The organism is Schaalia sp. ORNL0103 (assembly GCF_019429565.1).
In the GTDB taxonomy this organism is placed as follows: domain Bacteria; phylum Actinomycetota; class Actinomycetes; order Actinomycetales; family Actinomycetaceae; genus Pauljensenia.
Window position 1 is genome coordinate 346,446 of record NZ_JAHXSA010000001.1, and the last position, 14,895, is coordinate 361,340.

A 14,895-nucleotide genomic window follows, 5' to 3' on the forward strand; every position below is an offset into this window, starting at 1 on the left:
CGGCCTCGTCGAGGGGGCCACGCGATGACGACCGTCCTCATGCTTTTGCTCGGCATCGTCCTGACGGCCGGCACCTTCGTCTTCGTCTCCGCCGAGTTCTCGCTCGTCGCGGTTGACCAAGCCGTCCTCGACAAGAAGGCCGAGGAAGGGGACCGAGGAGCCGCCTCCGTCCTGCGCGCCACCCGCACGCTGTCCACCCAGCTGTCGGGCGCGCAGGTAGGCATCACGCTCACCACGATCCTGCTCGGCTACACGACGCAGAGCGCGCTGGCCGACCTGCTGGAGGACCTGCTCGGATCGGTCGGCCTCGCCTGGGGGCTTGCGACCGGCATCGCCGCATTCGTGGCGGCCGCGTTCATCAATGTCTTCTCGATGCTCTTCGGCGAACTTGTCCCCAAGAACCTCGCCCTGGCCCACCCCCTGGCGACTGCTGTGCGCGTCGTCCCCTTCCAGATGGCCTTCACTGCTGTTGCCCGCCCCGTCATCTGGGTGCTGGGCGGTACCGCGAACTGGGTGCTCGCCCGCATGGGCATCGAGCCCCAGGAGGAGATCTCCTCGGCGCGCTCCGCCTCCGAGCTGGCCGCCCTCGTCGAGCATTCCGTCGAAGAAGGCACCTTCGACATGTCCACGGCCGACCTTTTCGTCAACACGATCCGCATGTCCACCCTGAGCGCCGCCGACGTCATGACCGACCGCGGCCGCCTGCACACCCTCAGCGAGGGTGACAGCGCCCAGGACGTGCTCGACCTCGCCCGCGAAACCGGACACTCCCGGTTCCCGGTGATCGGCGATGACTCCGACGACATCCTCGGCTTGGTGTCGCTGCGCCGCGCGGTCGCCGTGCCTGCCGATCGTCGCGCCGAAGTCCCCGTCATCTCGTCGTCTCTCATGACCGACGCGCCCTCGGTTCCCGAGACCGTACCGATCGGTCCCCTCATGGTCCAGTTGCGTGACGAGGGCCTGCAGATGGCCGTCGTCGTCGACGAGTACGGCGGCGTCTCCGGCATCGTCACCCTCGAGGACGTCATCGAGGAGATTGTCGGTGAGGTCTCCGACGAGCACGACCAGCGTCGCCTCGGCATTCGCCCGCGCCCCGACGGGACTTTCCTCGTTCCCGGGACGCTGCGCCCCGACGAGCTCGCGCGCCGCACGGACATCAACCTGCCCGAGGACGGACCCTACGACACGATCGGCGGCCTCGTCATGAACGAGCTGGGCGAGATTCCAGTCGTTGGATCGCGCGTGAGCGTGGACGGCATCGGCATCGAGGTCACCCAGATGCAGGGGCGTCGCGTTGCCCAGGTGGCGATCACGCCCGCCCCCGAGGCCGAGGTTGAGGAGGCGTCGCTGTGAGCGTGGGAGTTGGTCTCGCCATCACCGTGGCGCTTCTGGCCGTCAACGCTTTCTTCGTTGCCGGCGAGTTCGCGGTCACCTCGACGCGTCGCTCGCAGGTCGAGCCTCTCGCCGACGAGGGTGCGCGCGGCGCGGCCGCTGCGCTGTACGCGCTGCAGCACGTGTCCCTCATGCTGGCGATCTGCCAGCTGGGCGTGACGGTCGCGTCCACGACCCTGGGCGTCGTCGCGGAGCCCACGATCGCGCACCTCGTCGAGTCTCCGCTCGAGCGCCTGGGCGCGCCCGAGGCGACCAGCCACGTCGTCGGCTTCGCGGTCGCCCTCGTCATCGTTCTCTTCTGCCACGTCGTCTTCGGCGAGATGGTCCCGAAAAACATCTCGATTGCCGCCCCCGTGCGCATGCTGCTGATCCTGGCCCCCGTCCTCGTGCGCCTGGGGCACGTCCTGCGCCCGATCATCGAGGCCATGGATCGCTTCGCGAACTGGTTCGTGCGCCTGGCCGGTTACGAGCCGCGCTCGGAAATCTCTGCCTCCTACACGATCGAGGAGGTCGCCTCGATCGTCGTCGCCTCGCAGGAGGAGGGCGTGCTGACCGACGAGCTGGGCCTGCTCAGCGGCACCCTGGAATTCTCCGAGGAGACGGCCGGGACCGCGATGGTCCCCCTCGACAAGCTCATCGTTCTGCCCGAGGGCGCCACACCGGCAGACGTGGAAGAACAGGTCGCCCACACGGGCTACTCGCGCTTCCCGATCGCCGGCGACGACGGTTCCATCGTCGGCTACGTGCACCTCAAGGACGTCCTGTACGCCACCGGTGAGGATCGCGAGCAGCCGATCACCCCGTGGCGCATCCGACGCCTCGAGGCCGTGTCCGCCGACGACCAGGTCGAAGACGCGCTGCGCCACATGCAGCGCACCGGCGTGCACTGCGCTCTCGTGCGCGATGCGGGAGCAGTCGTCGGCATCCTCTTCCTCGAAGACATCCTCGAATTGCTGGTCGGCGAAGTCCGAGACGTTCTCCAACGCCCGTGACGAGCCGCGATCCGCAAGGTACATTAGATCGAGGTCAAAACTTCGTGACGAACACAGACAAGGGGGAGAGCGTGAGCGACACCGAGTGCCCGCTGCCGAAGCGCTCGCAGCTGCGCGCGGCGCGCCCCCACGACACGGACGACCAGCAGGAGAACCCGACGACGTCGGCGATTCCGATGACTGACGAGGCCTCGGCCCCCACCCCTGATCCCGCGACGGATCTCGAGGACGCGGAGGAAACCCCGGCCTCGTCGACGGGGGAGCGACGACGCAATGTTCACCCGGTCGGCTACGTCCTGCGCGCCCTCCTCGTGTTGGGGCTGGCGGGCACGACGATCGCCGTGCCCATGACGGGACGCGTCGGATCCGACTCCTCCCTGACCGTGCCCGCGCGAGCCTTCGGCGCGTCGGTGGGCGGCCCCAGCTGGGCCCTGTCCTCCGCGCTGCCCCAGGCGACCGCCCTGGACGGCACCCTCACCGCGAACTCCCGTGCCAAGGCCAAGGCCCCCGTGTCCATCACCGGCTGCGCGTCGGGCAATGGGGCGGACGGCAACCGCAACGTGCGCGTCGTCGCCGACACGATCTACTGGCCGCTGCCGCAGGGGACCTACACGATCACCTCGCCCTTCACGATGCGTATTTCGCCCGTGTCCGGCCAGCTCCTGGCCCACGAGGGCATCGACATGGCCGCCCCGCTCGACACCCCCATCACCGCTGTGTACGGCGGCGTCGTCGAGGAGGTCGCGGAGAACTCGCGATCGGGCGCCTACGTGCAGATCAAGCACACGCGCTCCGATGGCACCGTCTTCCACTCCGCCTACCTGCACCAGTACATGAACAAAATTAAAGTGAAGGTCGGTGACACCGTCACCGCCGGGCAGGTCATCGGCGCGGTCGGCAACAACGGCTGGTCGACGGGCCCGCACCTGCACTTTGAAATCCACGACTCCTCGGATACCCCCGTGGATCCGGACGCGTGGATGCAGGCAAACAAAGCTGTTTATCTCGGACAGGAGTCTTGCTCATGATGCCCGTCACCATGCGTCAGGGACCCATCGTTTTCGCCCACCGCGGCGGCAGCGAGGAGGCCCCCGAAAACACGATGAGTGCCTTCGCCTACGCCTACGAGGCCGGGATCCGCCACGTGGAGACCGACGCCCACGTCACCGCCGACGGCAAGGTCGTCATCTGCCACGACGAGACCGTGGACCGCTGCTACGACGGTACTGGCGTGATTGCTCAGATGACGTGGCGCGAGCTGTCCAAGCTGCGCCACCGCGACTCCGGGGAGCAGATGCCGCTGCTCGCCCAGGTCCTCGAGGCCTTCCCCGACATGTACTTCAACATCGACGCGAAGGAGCCGGGCGTCGAAGGCCCCCTCCTTGACGTCATCGCCGACCACGGAGCGGCCGACCGCGTCCTGGTGGCCTCCTTCTCCGAGCCGCGCCTGCGCGCCGTGCGCGACATCGCTGCCTCGGATCCTTCCCGCGCGGTCGCCACGTCGCTGGGTACCGAGGCCGTCGTACGCCTCGTGGGTGCCGCGAAGAGCGCCACGAACCCCGCCTGGTGGCACGTGCCTGGCCCGCGCCAGGGCGCCATCGCCGCGCAGGTGCCCATGCATCAGGGCCCGATCCGCGTCGTCGACGAGCGCTTCGTGGCCACCGCCCACACCCTGGGCCTGGCCGTCCACGTGTGGACCATCAACACGGTGGCCGACGTGCTGCGCCTCCTCGAGGTCGGCGTCGACGGCATCATCACCGACCGCCCCGTCTTCCTGCGCGACTTCCTGGACCAACGCGGCCTGTGGACGCAGCCCCCGGCTCCGGGTTCTGTTTCGGGTCCCAGGGACTGAGGTTATTGCTTGAATTGGCGGGCGTGCACCGGAGGGTGCGCGCCCGCCAATCCACCTGAACAAACGTGTTGATTGCCTCGTCGATGAGGCTCTGGGAAAACGAGTAGTAGAGGGAAACGCCGATGTGGGTACTGGGAGCTTTCATTCTCGGAACGTTGGGTCTCTTCACGTGGTACATGAGAATGTTCTGTGACAACCCGACCGCCGAGCTGTGGCGTCGGGTGGGGATTGGGTTTCGTCTGAGAAGGATCCTTGGAACGGGGAGGGCCGCTCAGAACTTCAGTGCGGTGTCGTTTCCTGCAATCTCGACGGCGTTCTTACTGGGGGCCCTCGTGAAATGCGCCGAGGCACTTGGAGCACCTACATGGTTGATTGTCAGTCTTGCTGGCGTATGTATGCTCCTCATGATCGCTGCTCTCGTGGCTATCATCCCCTTCAAGTACCCCGATTGCTTCTATGAAGATTGGCAATACGCCAAGCGGCACGGCCTATTAGAAGAAGAGAAGGCCGGGAAGAAATCCTCTCAGAACCGCGATTCCGGCGGGGTAGATCGTCATGTGGGCACAGGTGTGACGATGCGTGTGGCCTCCGGCTGGAGGCAGCTGTCGAAGGAGGAACGCGGAGAGCTCGGGGATCTCGGCCAGGATGAGAGTATTCGCTTCATTGCCGTCGGGAAGGCAGAAGAAGGGTACGTGCCGAACATCGTTATCACTGAAACTGAGGTCTTCAGCGGCAAAGGAGAGAAGGAGATCCTCGACGACAGCGCTCATCGCCTGGCTGAGCCGCATCCTGGATGCCGCATCATTGACGACACCGTCGCGCCGTATCCAACGTCGCGGACCCGCCTCGTCACGGGCGTGTACACCCTCAACGGCACCTCGATGACCGTCTCGCAGCTCGTGTGGCTCACCTGGCATAGAAACGAAGGGGACGAGGAACCCCGCCGATTCCTGTGGACCGCGATATGCACGTGTGCGAGTAGTGACTTCCCAACCATTGTTGCCAGCTTCATGGAGATGGCGCAGACTCTGGAGGTGGAATCGTGAGCGTCGAAGGGACCATGGCCTCGTCGCCGGAGGAACTCGTCGTCTCCCTTGAACAGGCGAATGCGCTTATTGACCTCATTGGCATAAGGGAAGGGCATAACGCTCTATCGAGCGCGATGCCCGTCAGCGGACTCATGGCCGCTGGCCTCGCCGATTCCAACGGCCTCATCGGTGACGCTGAGGCGATCCTGGGTCCCGCGCGCACGGTCGACTCGCGCCTCGCTATCCGCGTCGTCTCCCCGAGGCCGAGCATTGGGGTGCGGAATGCGAGGATCTGGCCCTCGCAGCCATGCTCGGTCGTTATGCGTGCCCAGGCCGACGGCGTGCACTTCGCCCAGGTCGATGACTGCGATGTCCCGCGCATCCTGGCCGAGGAGAGCCTCCTGGAGCCCGGGCCAACCATCCATGACGGCCCGCCGTGGATTTCCGCTGACTTCGTGCAGGCAGTGCGGGATGTGGACCTGGAGAGGGCGCAGTCAGCCCTGATTGATGTGGCCGCTCAAGGGCCCAGCGACTCTCACTTCTCGCAGGACTGCTGGCACAAGCGCTGGAGCGTCGTGCTGTGCGTGCGGGAGGAGCGGACTCGGGGTGCCTGGAAGGATGTCGGGCATGTCGAGTGCTTCATCACCGACCACATGCATGCGCGTATGCACACGCCCATCGATCCTCGCGCACTCGCCCTCATGCGCGAGCGGAACGCGCCCACCCTGGACGCCCCGCCGCGCACGGCGCTGTGGGGGTTCATGATGGAGCTGCTCGCCAAGTAGTGCGGCTTGTGGGGCCTGCTTGCTGACAGTGGGCGCGGGTGTGTAGCGGGCAGATGCTAGGGCGCGAGGAGCCCCATCAGCATTGCCCAGATCGCTGCTCGTGGTGGTGCGTCCAGTGTCGGATCGGCTGACAGGTGGGCGAGCGCTTCCTCGTCAAGCGGCGCGTGGATTTGGGCGTGCAGATGGTCTGTCACGAAACACTCATAGTGCAAGCCGGTTCGCCACTCGTGACCGTGCATCTCCTCGCGTACGCAAGTGACGACACTCCAACTCCCCGAGACGCAGTCCTGGGCAAAGTGCGACTCTGCGGGACCATAAGTCACGAGATCGTTGAGCACATCCTGAGCGCCTTGTGCATCCAGGGAACGAACCGCAGCGACGAAATCCGCGGGAATATAAGGAGGCCCATCGTGGATGGTAGGTCCGGCGTGCAGCAGGGAAGCAAAGGCCAAGATATGGGGGACTTCGCAGTAATCAACCTGACTGAAGTGCACGCCGTCCACGTCGGAACGCATAACGACGGAGCGAGGTGCTGTGGGCCAGATCCTCCAGTCGCGTACGATGCCGCGCATGCTGGGGGATACGACGCGGATCGCAAGTTGGCTGCGAGCTGCTCGCACTGGTTCGAGGATGCGTGCGGCGTCGCCGGCTAAGCCGTTGGCGCCGGCCAATCCGAGCGACACCAGTCCGCTGGAGAGAGCAGCGCTTGAAATGCGCCCGGCATTCTCGTCGCTGGCAATCATCTCGAGCAGGGCATCTGCCTGCTCGACGGTGACGATGATCTGATCCGAGGAGTCGCTGTCGATTGGATGGTCGCTCACGGGGTCACCTTCAGGGTTTGAGCCATCGTGATGAAATCATCGATGATCGTTGGGAATAGAATGCTGGGGCATGTGCACGTCGCGGTCCACAGGAAACGCTGCGGAGGGTGCTGCCCGGCGGGTGCAGTGCGTGTTATCCATGTGAGCTGACTGAGGGTCAGCGACACATCGTCGAGAATGTAGGCGCCTGTTCGCCATCGAGCCCCCTCCGGGAGAACCGGCCATGCGAAGTCGTCGATAAGGTGGAATCCGGGCAACGCTTCCTCCACCTGCCTGATGGTGTCTGCGTAGACGTCGTCGTCGCTCGCGTCGGTGCTGAGTGCTCCGCCGGTTACCACGAAGGTTGGAACATTACCCTCATCTTTCGTCTGAGCGACAGCAACGAGCCGAACGCTGGGATCATCCGCGAGGGGGCCGAGCTGTGCGTGTTCCTCCGGGGTCAGGAATCTCCATCCCGAGGAAAGGGTCATTGTTACCTGTTCGTTCACCAGAATCCACCACCGCGTGAGTGCTTCTCGTATGCCTCCTGATCAATGTTGCCATCGTCGTCTAAGAGCCCATGGCGCTTGGCGTACTGCCAATCCGCGTAGACCCACCGGGGAAACTTGATGGGTAGAAGGCCAATCAAGAAGAAAGATAGAAATACGAGGGTCAAAATGGCGACGATGCGCGGCAAAATGCCACCTGGTCGGAAATAGTTAATGATACCTAAGGTGCCGCTCAGAAGAAAAATGCATGCAAATGCGGGTGCTCCGATTGCGGCATAATTTCTGCTGATTCTTCCCTTGCCGTTCATTCGTCGCCACAGGTTCGCAGCCTTCGAGTCTGTGAACATCTCGGCGTACCATATTGTCGCTACGAGCAGACCTAATCCGATTCCGCCGATAGCCAGTCTAATGTTCTCGTTCATGAAATTGTCCATTGTTAATTGAGTGCAGCGTTATTGATTGCATCACCCGACATTTCGCCGATGTAATGGCCGGCTACCCCGCCGATGACGCCGCCGAGAATGCCGCCGACGACAGCGCCAACGGGGGCAAAAGGCCCTGAGACAGCAGCGCCGATGGCAGCACCAACTTTGGCTCCTCCCCAGGCGCCAACCCACGTAGCTCCCCCTGTCAAAGTTCCTTTGACGCCCGCTCGCGCGACCTTGTGGCCCTCGCTCCATTCTGGGTGCTGCTCGGTATCGGTTTGGTAGGTGTTGTAGGCGGTGATACCGCCGTCGACAACCGCCCCCGCTACGCCGGCTACCTTTCCAGCCTTTGAGGCTATCGGAGCTATCGTTCGTGTTCCAGCTGGTTCTATGACTTGTGTCCCTGTTGGGCGGAATGTCCAAGCTTGCAGGTCGCCGTTGGCGAAGTATCCTGGGGGAGGCGTATAACCTCCCCTGTAACGCATCATCGTGGTTGCGGCTACAGCATTGCCACCAGTATCAACTAAACCCATCGTGTAGGGGAGAGCGTTAGCGTAAGGGTGCTCGTCATCCAAAACAAACTGGTCCTTGAGCGCGTTGAATACGGGCTCAATCAATTGCTCATAGGTATCCACTTTCAGGCTGTCTAGGGCGAGTGAAAACACGTGCTCGGCGCGTTCGTAATTCAATCGTTGGACCTCGGCTTGCGCTTGCAGCTCGTTAAATTTGCTGCCAAGGTAGTCGTCCGACTCATCGTATAGGCTCACTGTGTCGCCGTTGACGAGCAGACCACAGTCTTGAGCTTCCTGTGCGATTCCCTGATACGTGTCGCGTACTGACTTCATTGCCCAGGCGAGTTCTGATACAGCGTTCGTGAGTTCTTTCAGATCGTTGGAGATCCCTTCACACACGTCTGATGCGACTTGTAAATCGTACTGGCACGACTGGACACAGAGCGCCTCCTGCTGGCCGACAATGGAAGAAGCACGCATCGTATCGCCGTCTGCGGTACGCAATGCGCCGGAACTTTGTGCGCATTGATCCTTGAACGCGAAGAGATTGTCGACGTTAATGGGGAAAGGCATGGAAAACCATGCTCCGTGTTGTGGTGTATCTTCATCGGTACTCATCGTGGCCCCCTGGCGTTCAGATATTCTCCCACTGTCTTCATGCTGGCAGCTTCCTGATCATCGGTGTTTGCAAAAGCCTCGGATGCGGCGCTTAGACCACGAGCGATAGTAGAAGAACAGAAGGAAGCCTTCTCTATGACACGATTGATCCTCTCAACCTGTGTCGCGAGGGCTGCCTCATTACTCCCCGCGTTACTAGGTGGTGTAAGACTGCGGGATGCAATGTTCTCGCTTGAGTAGTTCAAGATAGTGATGGCACGCGACACTGCGGTCGCGTCCCATCTGACTCCATCGGCCATTTGTCTCCCCTTACGATATGGTCAACATTAACAGATCAGGATAGCCCGCCCTTCTAGTGACCGTCAAGTAATGCAGCGATAAAGCGCGGCATGACGAAACGAGGGGGCGGAGCCGCTTGGCTCCGTCCCTTGGCAGGTTCATGAGGACCACTGGAGTTGCTGGTTCGAGCATCGAATGAGCCGTGTTCCTCGGGGTAGGTTACCTCCATCCCGAGGAAATAGTCATCGTCGACTGTTCGTTCACCAGAATTCCTTCCTGTCCGCATGGTTCTCGTACGCCTCCTGATCGATGTTTCCGTTCTCATCTAGGAGCCCGTGTCGCTTGGCGTACTGCCAATCGGCATAGACCCAGCGTGGGAATTTGATCGGCAGAAGGCCAATGAGGAAGAAAGATAGAAATATCAGGATCAAAATGGCGGCAAAGCGTGTCCAAATCCCAGGTAGTTGAAAATAATTGATGATTCCTAAGGTGCCACCAAGAAGAAAAATGCATGCAAATGCGGGGGCTCCGATAGCGGCATAATTTCTACTGATTCTTCCATTCCCATTCATTCGACGCCACAGGTTCGCGGCCTTCGAGTCAGTGAACATCTCGGTGTACCACACTGCCGCTCCGAAGAATCCCATTCCGATTCCGATAATAGCCAGTGTAATGTTCTCGTTCATGTACTCATCCTTCATTGGCTGGATCGGGGATAAGGTAATTGGTACCTATTCGTTCACCAGAATTCCTTCCTGTCCGCGTGGTTCTCGTACGCCTCCTGATCGATGTTGCCATCGGCGTCTAAGAGCCCGTGCCGCTTGGCGTACTGCCAATCGGCGTAGACCCACCGGGGAAACTTGATGGGTAGAAGGCCAATGAGAATTACTGGGATGAGGAGGAATAAAATATAGCCACAAGGCGTATCCAGGGCGCGCGGTATGATTCCCTGTTCGGCTAAGGTCATGACGCCGACATCTATAAAGAACAGTGAGAATGCTGGGGCACAGATCGCTGACCGGTTTTTACTGAGAAGACTTGGTTTTGTCATCGTTCCCAAGATTCGTCCAAGGCGACTGTCTGAGAACATTTCAAGGTACCACATTGTCATGCAGAAGATGCCAAATAGAAATGTCAAAACTGGCATGACATCATCGTATTTCATCGTCTGAATCCCTTTTACTCGTTGTCCATATGGCTATCAATGACTGAGTTGACTTCATCTGCAGCCATCTCTCCAGCGTAGTGCCCGACCAATCCGCCGATGACGCCGTCGGCTGGGGCGCCAGTGACAAGGTTGAGCGTAACCAGGTCGTTCCCCACTCCGCCTGCAGCTTGCTCGCTAGCCTGGGCTTAGCATCAGGGTAACGGAACAGCTGATGAAGGGGCTTGGCGCATGAGGTTTGCCTCAGCGGAATTACTTATAGAATCCCTGCTGGTGGGTGAAACGAGGGGGCGGAGCCGCTTGGCTCCGCCCCCTCGATGCATCTGTCAAGACCGCCGGCTCACTCGTCGCCGCTGAAGTCTGCCACGGCCTCGTCCAGGCCCGCGCGGCGGATGCGCACGAGCGACAGGAACACCAGGCCGGCGGCCAGGGCGATGCCCAGGCCTCGAACCAGCCAGGTCTCGCCCACGAAGATCATCGCCATGGCGGCCAGGACGGGCACCAGGAGCGTGAACGCGTAGCCGATGTAGCGGCCGAACGACGGCATGGGCACGCCGTCGGACTCGGCGACCGACTTGACCATGAAGTTCGGGCCGTTGCCGATGTACGTGATCGCGCCACAGAACACGGCGCCCAGCGAAATCGGGATCAGGTAGTACTCGGGCACGCCCGCGACCAGGGTGCCCTCGCCGCCGGAAGCCTTCGCCATCTCGAAGAACGTCATGTACGTCGGGGCGTTATCCAGGATCGAGGACAGGCCGCCCGTGAACACGAAGTACGTCATGCGGGTCAGCGGCAGGGACGGGGCGATCTGCTCCAGGTAGCGCAGCGCCGGCGCCATCGTCGAGAAGATGCCGATGAACAGGGTCGCGACCTCCATGATCGGCGCCCACGTGAACGCGTTCTCCTCGAAGCGCACCTTCTTGTCCGAGAGCTTGTAGGACAGGCCCGCGACCGTGAACATGATGATCTCGCGCCACGGCACAAAGCCGGTCCACGAGTGTACGTGGCCCTCGGCCAGCGCCTCGCCGTCCCAGGAGGGAGCGAAAGCGACGGACAGGATGATGATCGCGAAGAACAGCAGGTTGATCTTGCCGTGCAGGCTCAGGGGCTTGACCTCGCGGTCGTCGGCCTCGATGGAGGCGGTGTCCTCGGACGCGTAACGTACGCGGTCGATCGAGTAGTACGACAGGAGCAGCAACGCCAGGACGAACAGCCATTCCTTCCACAGCGCGAACGTCCATGCGAAGGGCACGCCGTGCAGGTAGCCAAGGAACAGCGGCGGGTCGCCGAGCGGAGTCAGTATGCCGCCACAGTTCGCCACAATGAAGATCGTGAACAGGACCGTGTGCACGCGGTGCTTACGTTCCTTGTTTGTCTCCAGGAGCGGGCGGATGAGCAGCATGGCCGCGCCCGTCGTCCCGATGAACGAGGCCAGCAGCCCGCCGATAGCCAGGAAGATCGTGTTGTTACGCGGGGTCGCCTTGATGTCGCCGGCCAGGTGAATGCCGCCGGAGACCACGAACAGCGCGAAGAGCAGCGCGATGAACTGCACGTACTCCACGCCCGTGGCGATGAGCGGGCCGGTGCCCGCCTTCATGAACATCCAGACCGTCGTCGGCACGCCGAGAGCGAGCGCGACGGAGAGCTGGGAGGATTCCTTTTCCCACCAGTGCGAGGTCTTCGGGATGATAGGCAGAACTGCGATGCAGCCAAGCATCGCGATGAAGGGGAGCAGGCTCCACCAGGGGTAGGTCATCGGCCAGTCCTTGATTGACGTTAGATACGCTCACCATTTTATGGGGTAGGGGAGCGGGTGTGGAGCGTTCCGGGAGGTGGGAGTGGCCTCATCGACGAGGCCGGGGCGCGTTCGCGCGCGGGTTTCCGCTGGGTTGGACGCGGGCATTGTGAGCGATCCGGATATGAGTGGCACCCCGAACAGGACTCGAACCTGCGACCTCTTGCACCGGAGGCAAGCGCTCTATCCGCTGAGCTATCGGGGCAGCTCGGTCAGTTTAGCAGGGTTTCATACAACCACGTGGGACGGTGATGTGTGCCATACTAGTGGGCGTTGCTTGTTTGAGAACTCTTCAGGAGGATCCCATGCGCGTTCATATCGGCACCGATCACGCCGGTTTCGAACTCAAGGAAAAGGTCGTCGCGCACCTGCGCGAGGCCGGTCACGATGTCGTCGACCATGGCGCCCACACCTACGATGCGCTCGACGACTACCCGCCGTTCTGCATTGAAGCCGCCCAGGCGGTCGTCGATGAGCCGGGTAGCCTCGGCATCGTCATCGGCGGCTCCGGTAATGGCGAGCAGATGGCCGCCAACTGCGTGGAAGGCGTGCGCGCCGCCCTCGTGTGGTCGGATGCGACCGCACGTCTGGCCCGCGAGCACAACGACGCGAACGTCGTGGCCGTCGGCGCCCGCCAGCACAGTGAAGAAGAGGCTCTCGCCCTCATCGACGCCTTCCTGGAGACCCCCTTCAGCGGCGACGAGCGCCACCAGCGCCGCATCGACCTGATGAAGGACTACGAGCGCTCTGTGCGCGCCTGAACGACGCGCAGACTCGCGAGGCGGGGCCGGTGGGTGACCACCGGCCCCGTTTTGTGTGCCTGCTTCGTCAGTTTTTGCTGTCGTTCGTTGCCTGATGTATCTCGGCGCTGTGCGCTCCGCCTGATCTGGAGCTGCCGTGTGGGCTATCGTCTGCTCGCCACCCTTCTGGCTTACCTGTGGCTCGGCGCGTCCGCTGGAAACCTCGGCAGGGCCCGCAGACCGCGCGGTACCCCCAACTTGTCTGCCCTATGTGGCGGCATCCTGCTATCATGCTTGAGAGTGCATGTCGCTGAGTTGTTTCGTGTTACAAACGTCGTCAATCCGAGCGACTTTTTGTACGTCTCCCCGAGTGATTGTTACAAACGTCGTCAATCCGCCCGATATTTCGCTAGAAATCGCGTGTTTTGGGCTTGGTTTGACGACCTTTGTAACGGGACCTCATATTGAGCGGTTGAAAATGCTCCGATTTGACGACGTTTGTAACATCTGGGGTGTCGGCTGTCTGGAATGACCGAGGGTATTCGGCGTTTCCTCGCCAGCCCCGGCCTCGTCCCTTAGCCCTGGCCGGTGAGGGTGAGGTACACGAGGAACAGGTTCAGCGCGACGATGACGGCCGCGATGAGGAAACCGGTGACGCGCAGGGGACGATTGTTCGCGTAGTCGCCCATGACGTCGCGGTTGGCGGTCAGGCGCATGAGCGGGATGATCGCGAAGGGGATGCCGAATGACAGGGCGACCTGCGAGACGACGAGGGCCCACGTGGGCTCGGCGCCCGCGCCCAGAATGATGAGCGCCGGGATCAGGGAGATGAGGCGGCGCGCCATGATGGGCACGCGAATGTGGAGGAGGCCGTTCATGATCTCCGAGCCAGCGTAGGCGCCCACCGACGTGGAGGCCAGGCCCGAGGCGAGTAGACCCACCGCAAACACCGTGCCAACGACCGGTCCGAGCGTGGAGGAGATTGCCGCGTGCGCCCCCTCGATCGTGTCAGTGCCGCTCTGACCGGCCAGAGCCGCGGCCGCCAGCAGCAGCAGACCGATGTTGACCAGGCCCGCGATGCTCAGCGCCCAGTAGATGTCGATGCGCGTGGCGCGCAGCAGGCGCGTGAGGTGTCCGGAGGAGTGGTGGGCGTCGCCGGTGGACGGGCCGAGCTCGTCGGCCTCGTGGTCGTTGACCAGCGAGGAGTGCAGATAGACTGCGTGTGGCATGACGGTTGCGCCCAGCATGGACGCGGCCACGAGGACCGAGTCGGTGCCCTTGAAGCGGGGGAGGAGGCCGCCGAGGATCCCCGACGGGCTGGGAGGCGCGACGAAGAGGCCCGCTAGGAAGCCCAGCGTGATGATGATGAGTAGGCCGACGATGATCGTCTCGAACTGGCGCTGTTTGCCTTCGCCTTGGACGACGAGAAGCGCCATGGACACGGCGCCGATGATGACGCCGCCCCACAGGAGTGGGACCTCGAACAGGAGGTGGAGGGCGAGCGCACCGCCGATGACTTCGGCCAGGTCGGTTGCGGCCGCAACGATCTCCGCTTGGATCCAAAAGGCGATGCGGGCGGGCTTAGACATGCGGTCGCCGAGCAGGGCGGGCAGGGACTGGCCGGTGACGAGGCCGAGCTTGGCGGAGAGGTACTGGATGACCATCGCGAAGATGTTTGAGGCCACGAGAACCCACACGAGCAGGTACCCGTAGCGCGCGCCCGCCGTGATGTTGGCGGCGACGTTTCCGGGGTCGACGTAGGCGACGGCCGCGACGAAGGCGGGGCCGAGGAGGGGGATGAGCTTGTGGCGCTGCTCGGTGTCCGTGGTGGTCACGGGGATCCTCACTATAGGTAGAAAAATATTCGGCTACCCGAAACATTACTCGCCTCGCGTCCCTCACGGCGGGACGAAAGCCACCCAGGCGCGCCTCGTGTGGCCAGGTTTTCATTCACGGACCCGGGGAGAGTTCGCGGATGGGAGCAAAAACCCCGTAGTCTA

15 protein-coding genes and 1 tRNA gene are annotated in these 14,895 nt (G+C 62.5%); 7 read left to right on the top strand and 9 right to left on the bottom strand.

Features of this window, described 5'->3' with window-relative positions; all coding sequences use genetic code 11:
- Positions 1 to 24: 24 nt before the first annotated feature.
- The 6 genes from JJJ16_RS01560 (at position 25) to JJJ16_RS01585 (ending at position 6,049) form a co-directional block, all read left to right on the top strand.
- On the top strand, positions 25 to 1,353 hold the full coding sequence (locus JJJ16_RS01560; RefSeq protein WP_219751119.1) for a hemolysin family protein: 1,329 nt from the start codon (positions 25 to 27) through the stop codon (positions 1,351 to 1,353).
- A complete protein-coding gene (locus tag JJJ16_RS01565; protein WP_219751120.1) occupies positions 1,350 to 2,384 on the top strand; it encodes a hemolysin family protein in 1,035 nt (344 codons plus the stop codon). Before JJJ16_RS01560 ends, JJJ16_RS01565 begins: the two co-directional genes overlap by 4 nt.
- 44 nt (positions 2,385 to 2,428) lie before the next feature.
- A complete protein-coding gene (locus tag JJJ16_RS01570; protein WP_219751121.1) occupies positions 2,429 to 3,412 on the top strand; it encodes a M23 family metallopeptidase in 984 nt (327 codons plus the stop codon).
- The gene (locus tag JJJ16_RS01575) at positions 3,409 to 4,236 is read left to right on the top strand and encodes a glycerophosphodiester phosphodiesterase (protein ID WP_219751122.1); all 828 of its coding nucleotides are present in this window, start codon (positions 3,409 to 3,411) and stop codon (positions 4,234 to 4,236) included. Before JJJ16_RS01570 ends, JJJ16_RS01575 begins: the two co-directional genes overlap by 4 nt.
- 404 nt (positions 4,237 to 4,640) lie before the next feature.
- On the top strand, positions 4,641 to 5,282 hold the full coding sequence (locus tag JJJ16_RS01580) for a hypothetical protein (RefSeq protein ID WP_219751123.1): 642 nt from the start codon (positions 4,641 to 4,643) through the stop codon (positions 5,280 to 5,282).
- Entirely contained in the window at positions 5,279 to 6,049 is a 771-nt protein-coding gene (locus tag JJJ16_RS01585; RefSeq protein WP_219751124.1) for an XRE family transcriptional regulator, read from the top strand. The genes JJJ16_RS01580 and JJJ16_RS01585 overlap by 4 nt, the downstream gene beginning before the upstream one ends.
- Positions 6,050 to 6,105: 56 nt before the next feature.
- Here JJJ16_RS01585 and JJJ16_RS01590 read toward each other — a convergent pair whose 3' ends face one another.
- The 8 genes from JJJ16_RS01590 to JJJ16_RS01625 form a co-directional block, all read right to left on the bottom strand.
- Positions 6,106 to 6,870 (bottom strand): XRE family transcriptional regulator, encoded by a 765-nt coding sequence (locus JJJ16_RS01590; RefSeq protein ID WP_219751125.1) that lies wholly within the window; start codon positions 6,868 to 6,870, stop codon positions 6,106 to 6,108.
- A complete protein-coding gene (locus JJJ16_RS01595) occupies positions 6,867 to 7,358 on the bottom strand; it encodes a hypothetical protein (protein WP_318836510.1) in 492 nt (163 codons plus the stop codon). Before JJJ16_RS01595 ends, JJJ16_RS01590 begins: the two co-directional genes overlap by 4 nt.
- Entirely contained in the window at positions 7,355 to 7,780 is a 426-nt protein-coding gene (locus tag JJJ16_RS01600; RefSeq protein WP_225904959.1) for a hypothetical protein, read from the bottom strand. Before JJJ16_RS01600 ends, JJJ16_RS01595 begins: the two co-directional genes overlap by 4 nt.
- Positions 7,781 to 7,794: 14 nt before the next feature.
- Positions 7,795 to 8,913, bottom strand: a complete 1,119-nt coding sequence (locus tag JJJ16_RS01605) for a glycine zipper domain-containing protein (protein WP_318836511.1) — start codon at positions 8,911 to 8,913, stop codon at positions 7,795 to 7,797.
- A 539-nt stretch (positions 8,914 to 9,452) separates the two neighbouring features.
- Positions 9,453 to 9,878, bottom strand: a complete 426-nt coding sequence (locus JJJ16_RS01610) for a hypothetical protein (RefSeq protein WP_219751127.1) — start codon at positions 9,876 to 9,878, stop codon at positions 9,453 to 9,455.
- 53 nt (positions 9,879 to 9,931) lie between these two features.
- Positions 9,932 to 10,357 (bottom strand): hypothetical protein, encoded by a 426-nt coding sequence (locus tag JJJ16_RS10165; RefSeq protein WP_225904960.1) that lies wholly within the window; start codon positions 10,355 to 10,357, stop codon positions 9,932 to 9,934.
- Between the two features lie 340 nt (positions 10,358 to 10,697).
- Positions 10,698 to 12,116: a sodium:proton antiporter gene (locus JJJ16_RS01620; RefSeq protein WP_219751128.1), complete on the bottom strand. Its 1,419-nt coding sequence runs from the start codon at positions 12,114 to 12,116 to the stop codon at positions 10,698 to 10,700.
- Between the two features lie 168 nt (positions 12,117 to 12,284).
- Positions 12,285 to 12,360: transfer RNA gene (locus JJJ16_RS01625), tRNA-Arg, on the bottom strand.
- A gap of 100 nt (positions 12,361 to 12,460) precedes the next feature.
- On the opposite strand from JJJ16_RS01625, the gene JJJ16_RS01630 reads away from it, so the two are divergent.
- Positions 12,461 to 12,916, top strand: coding sequence for a ribose-5-phosphate isomerase (locus tag JJJ16_RS01630; RefSeq protein ID WP_003794677.1), 456 nt, complete (start codon positions 12,461 to 12,463; stop codon positions 12,914 to 12,916).
- 554 nt (positions 12,917 to 13,470) lie between these two features.
- On the opposite strand, the gene JJJ16_RS01635 is transcribed toward JJJ16_RS01630, so the two are convergent.
- Entirely contained in the window at positions 13,471 to 14,730 is a 1,260-nt protein-coding gene (locus JJJ16_RS01635) for an Nramp family divalent metal transporter (RefSeq protein ID WP_219751129.1), read from the bottom strand.
- Positions 14,731 to 14,895 lie beyond the last annotated feature (165 nt).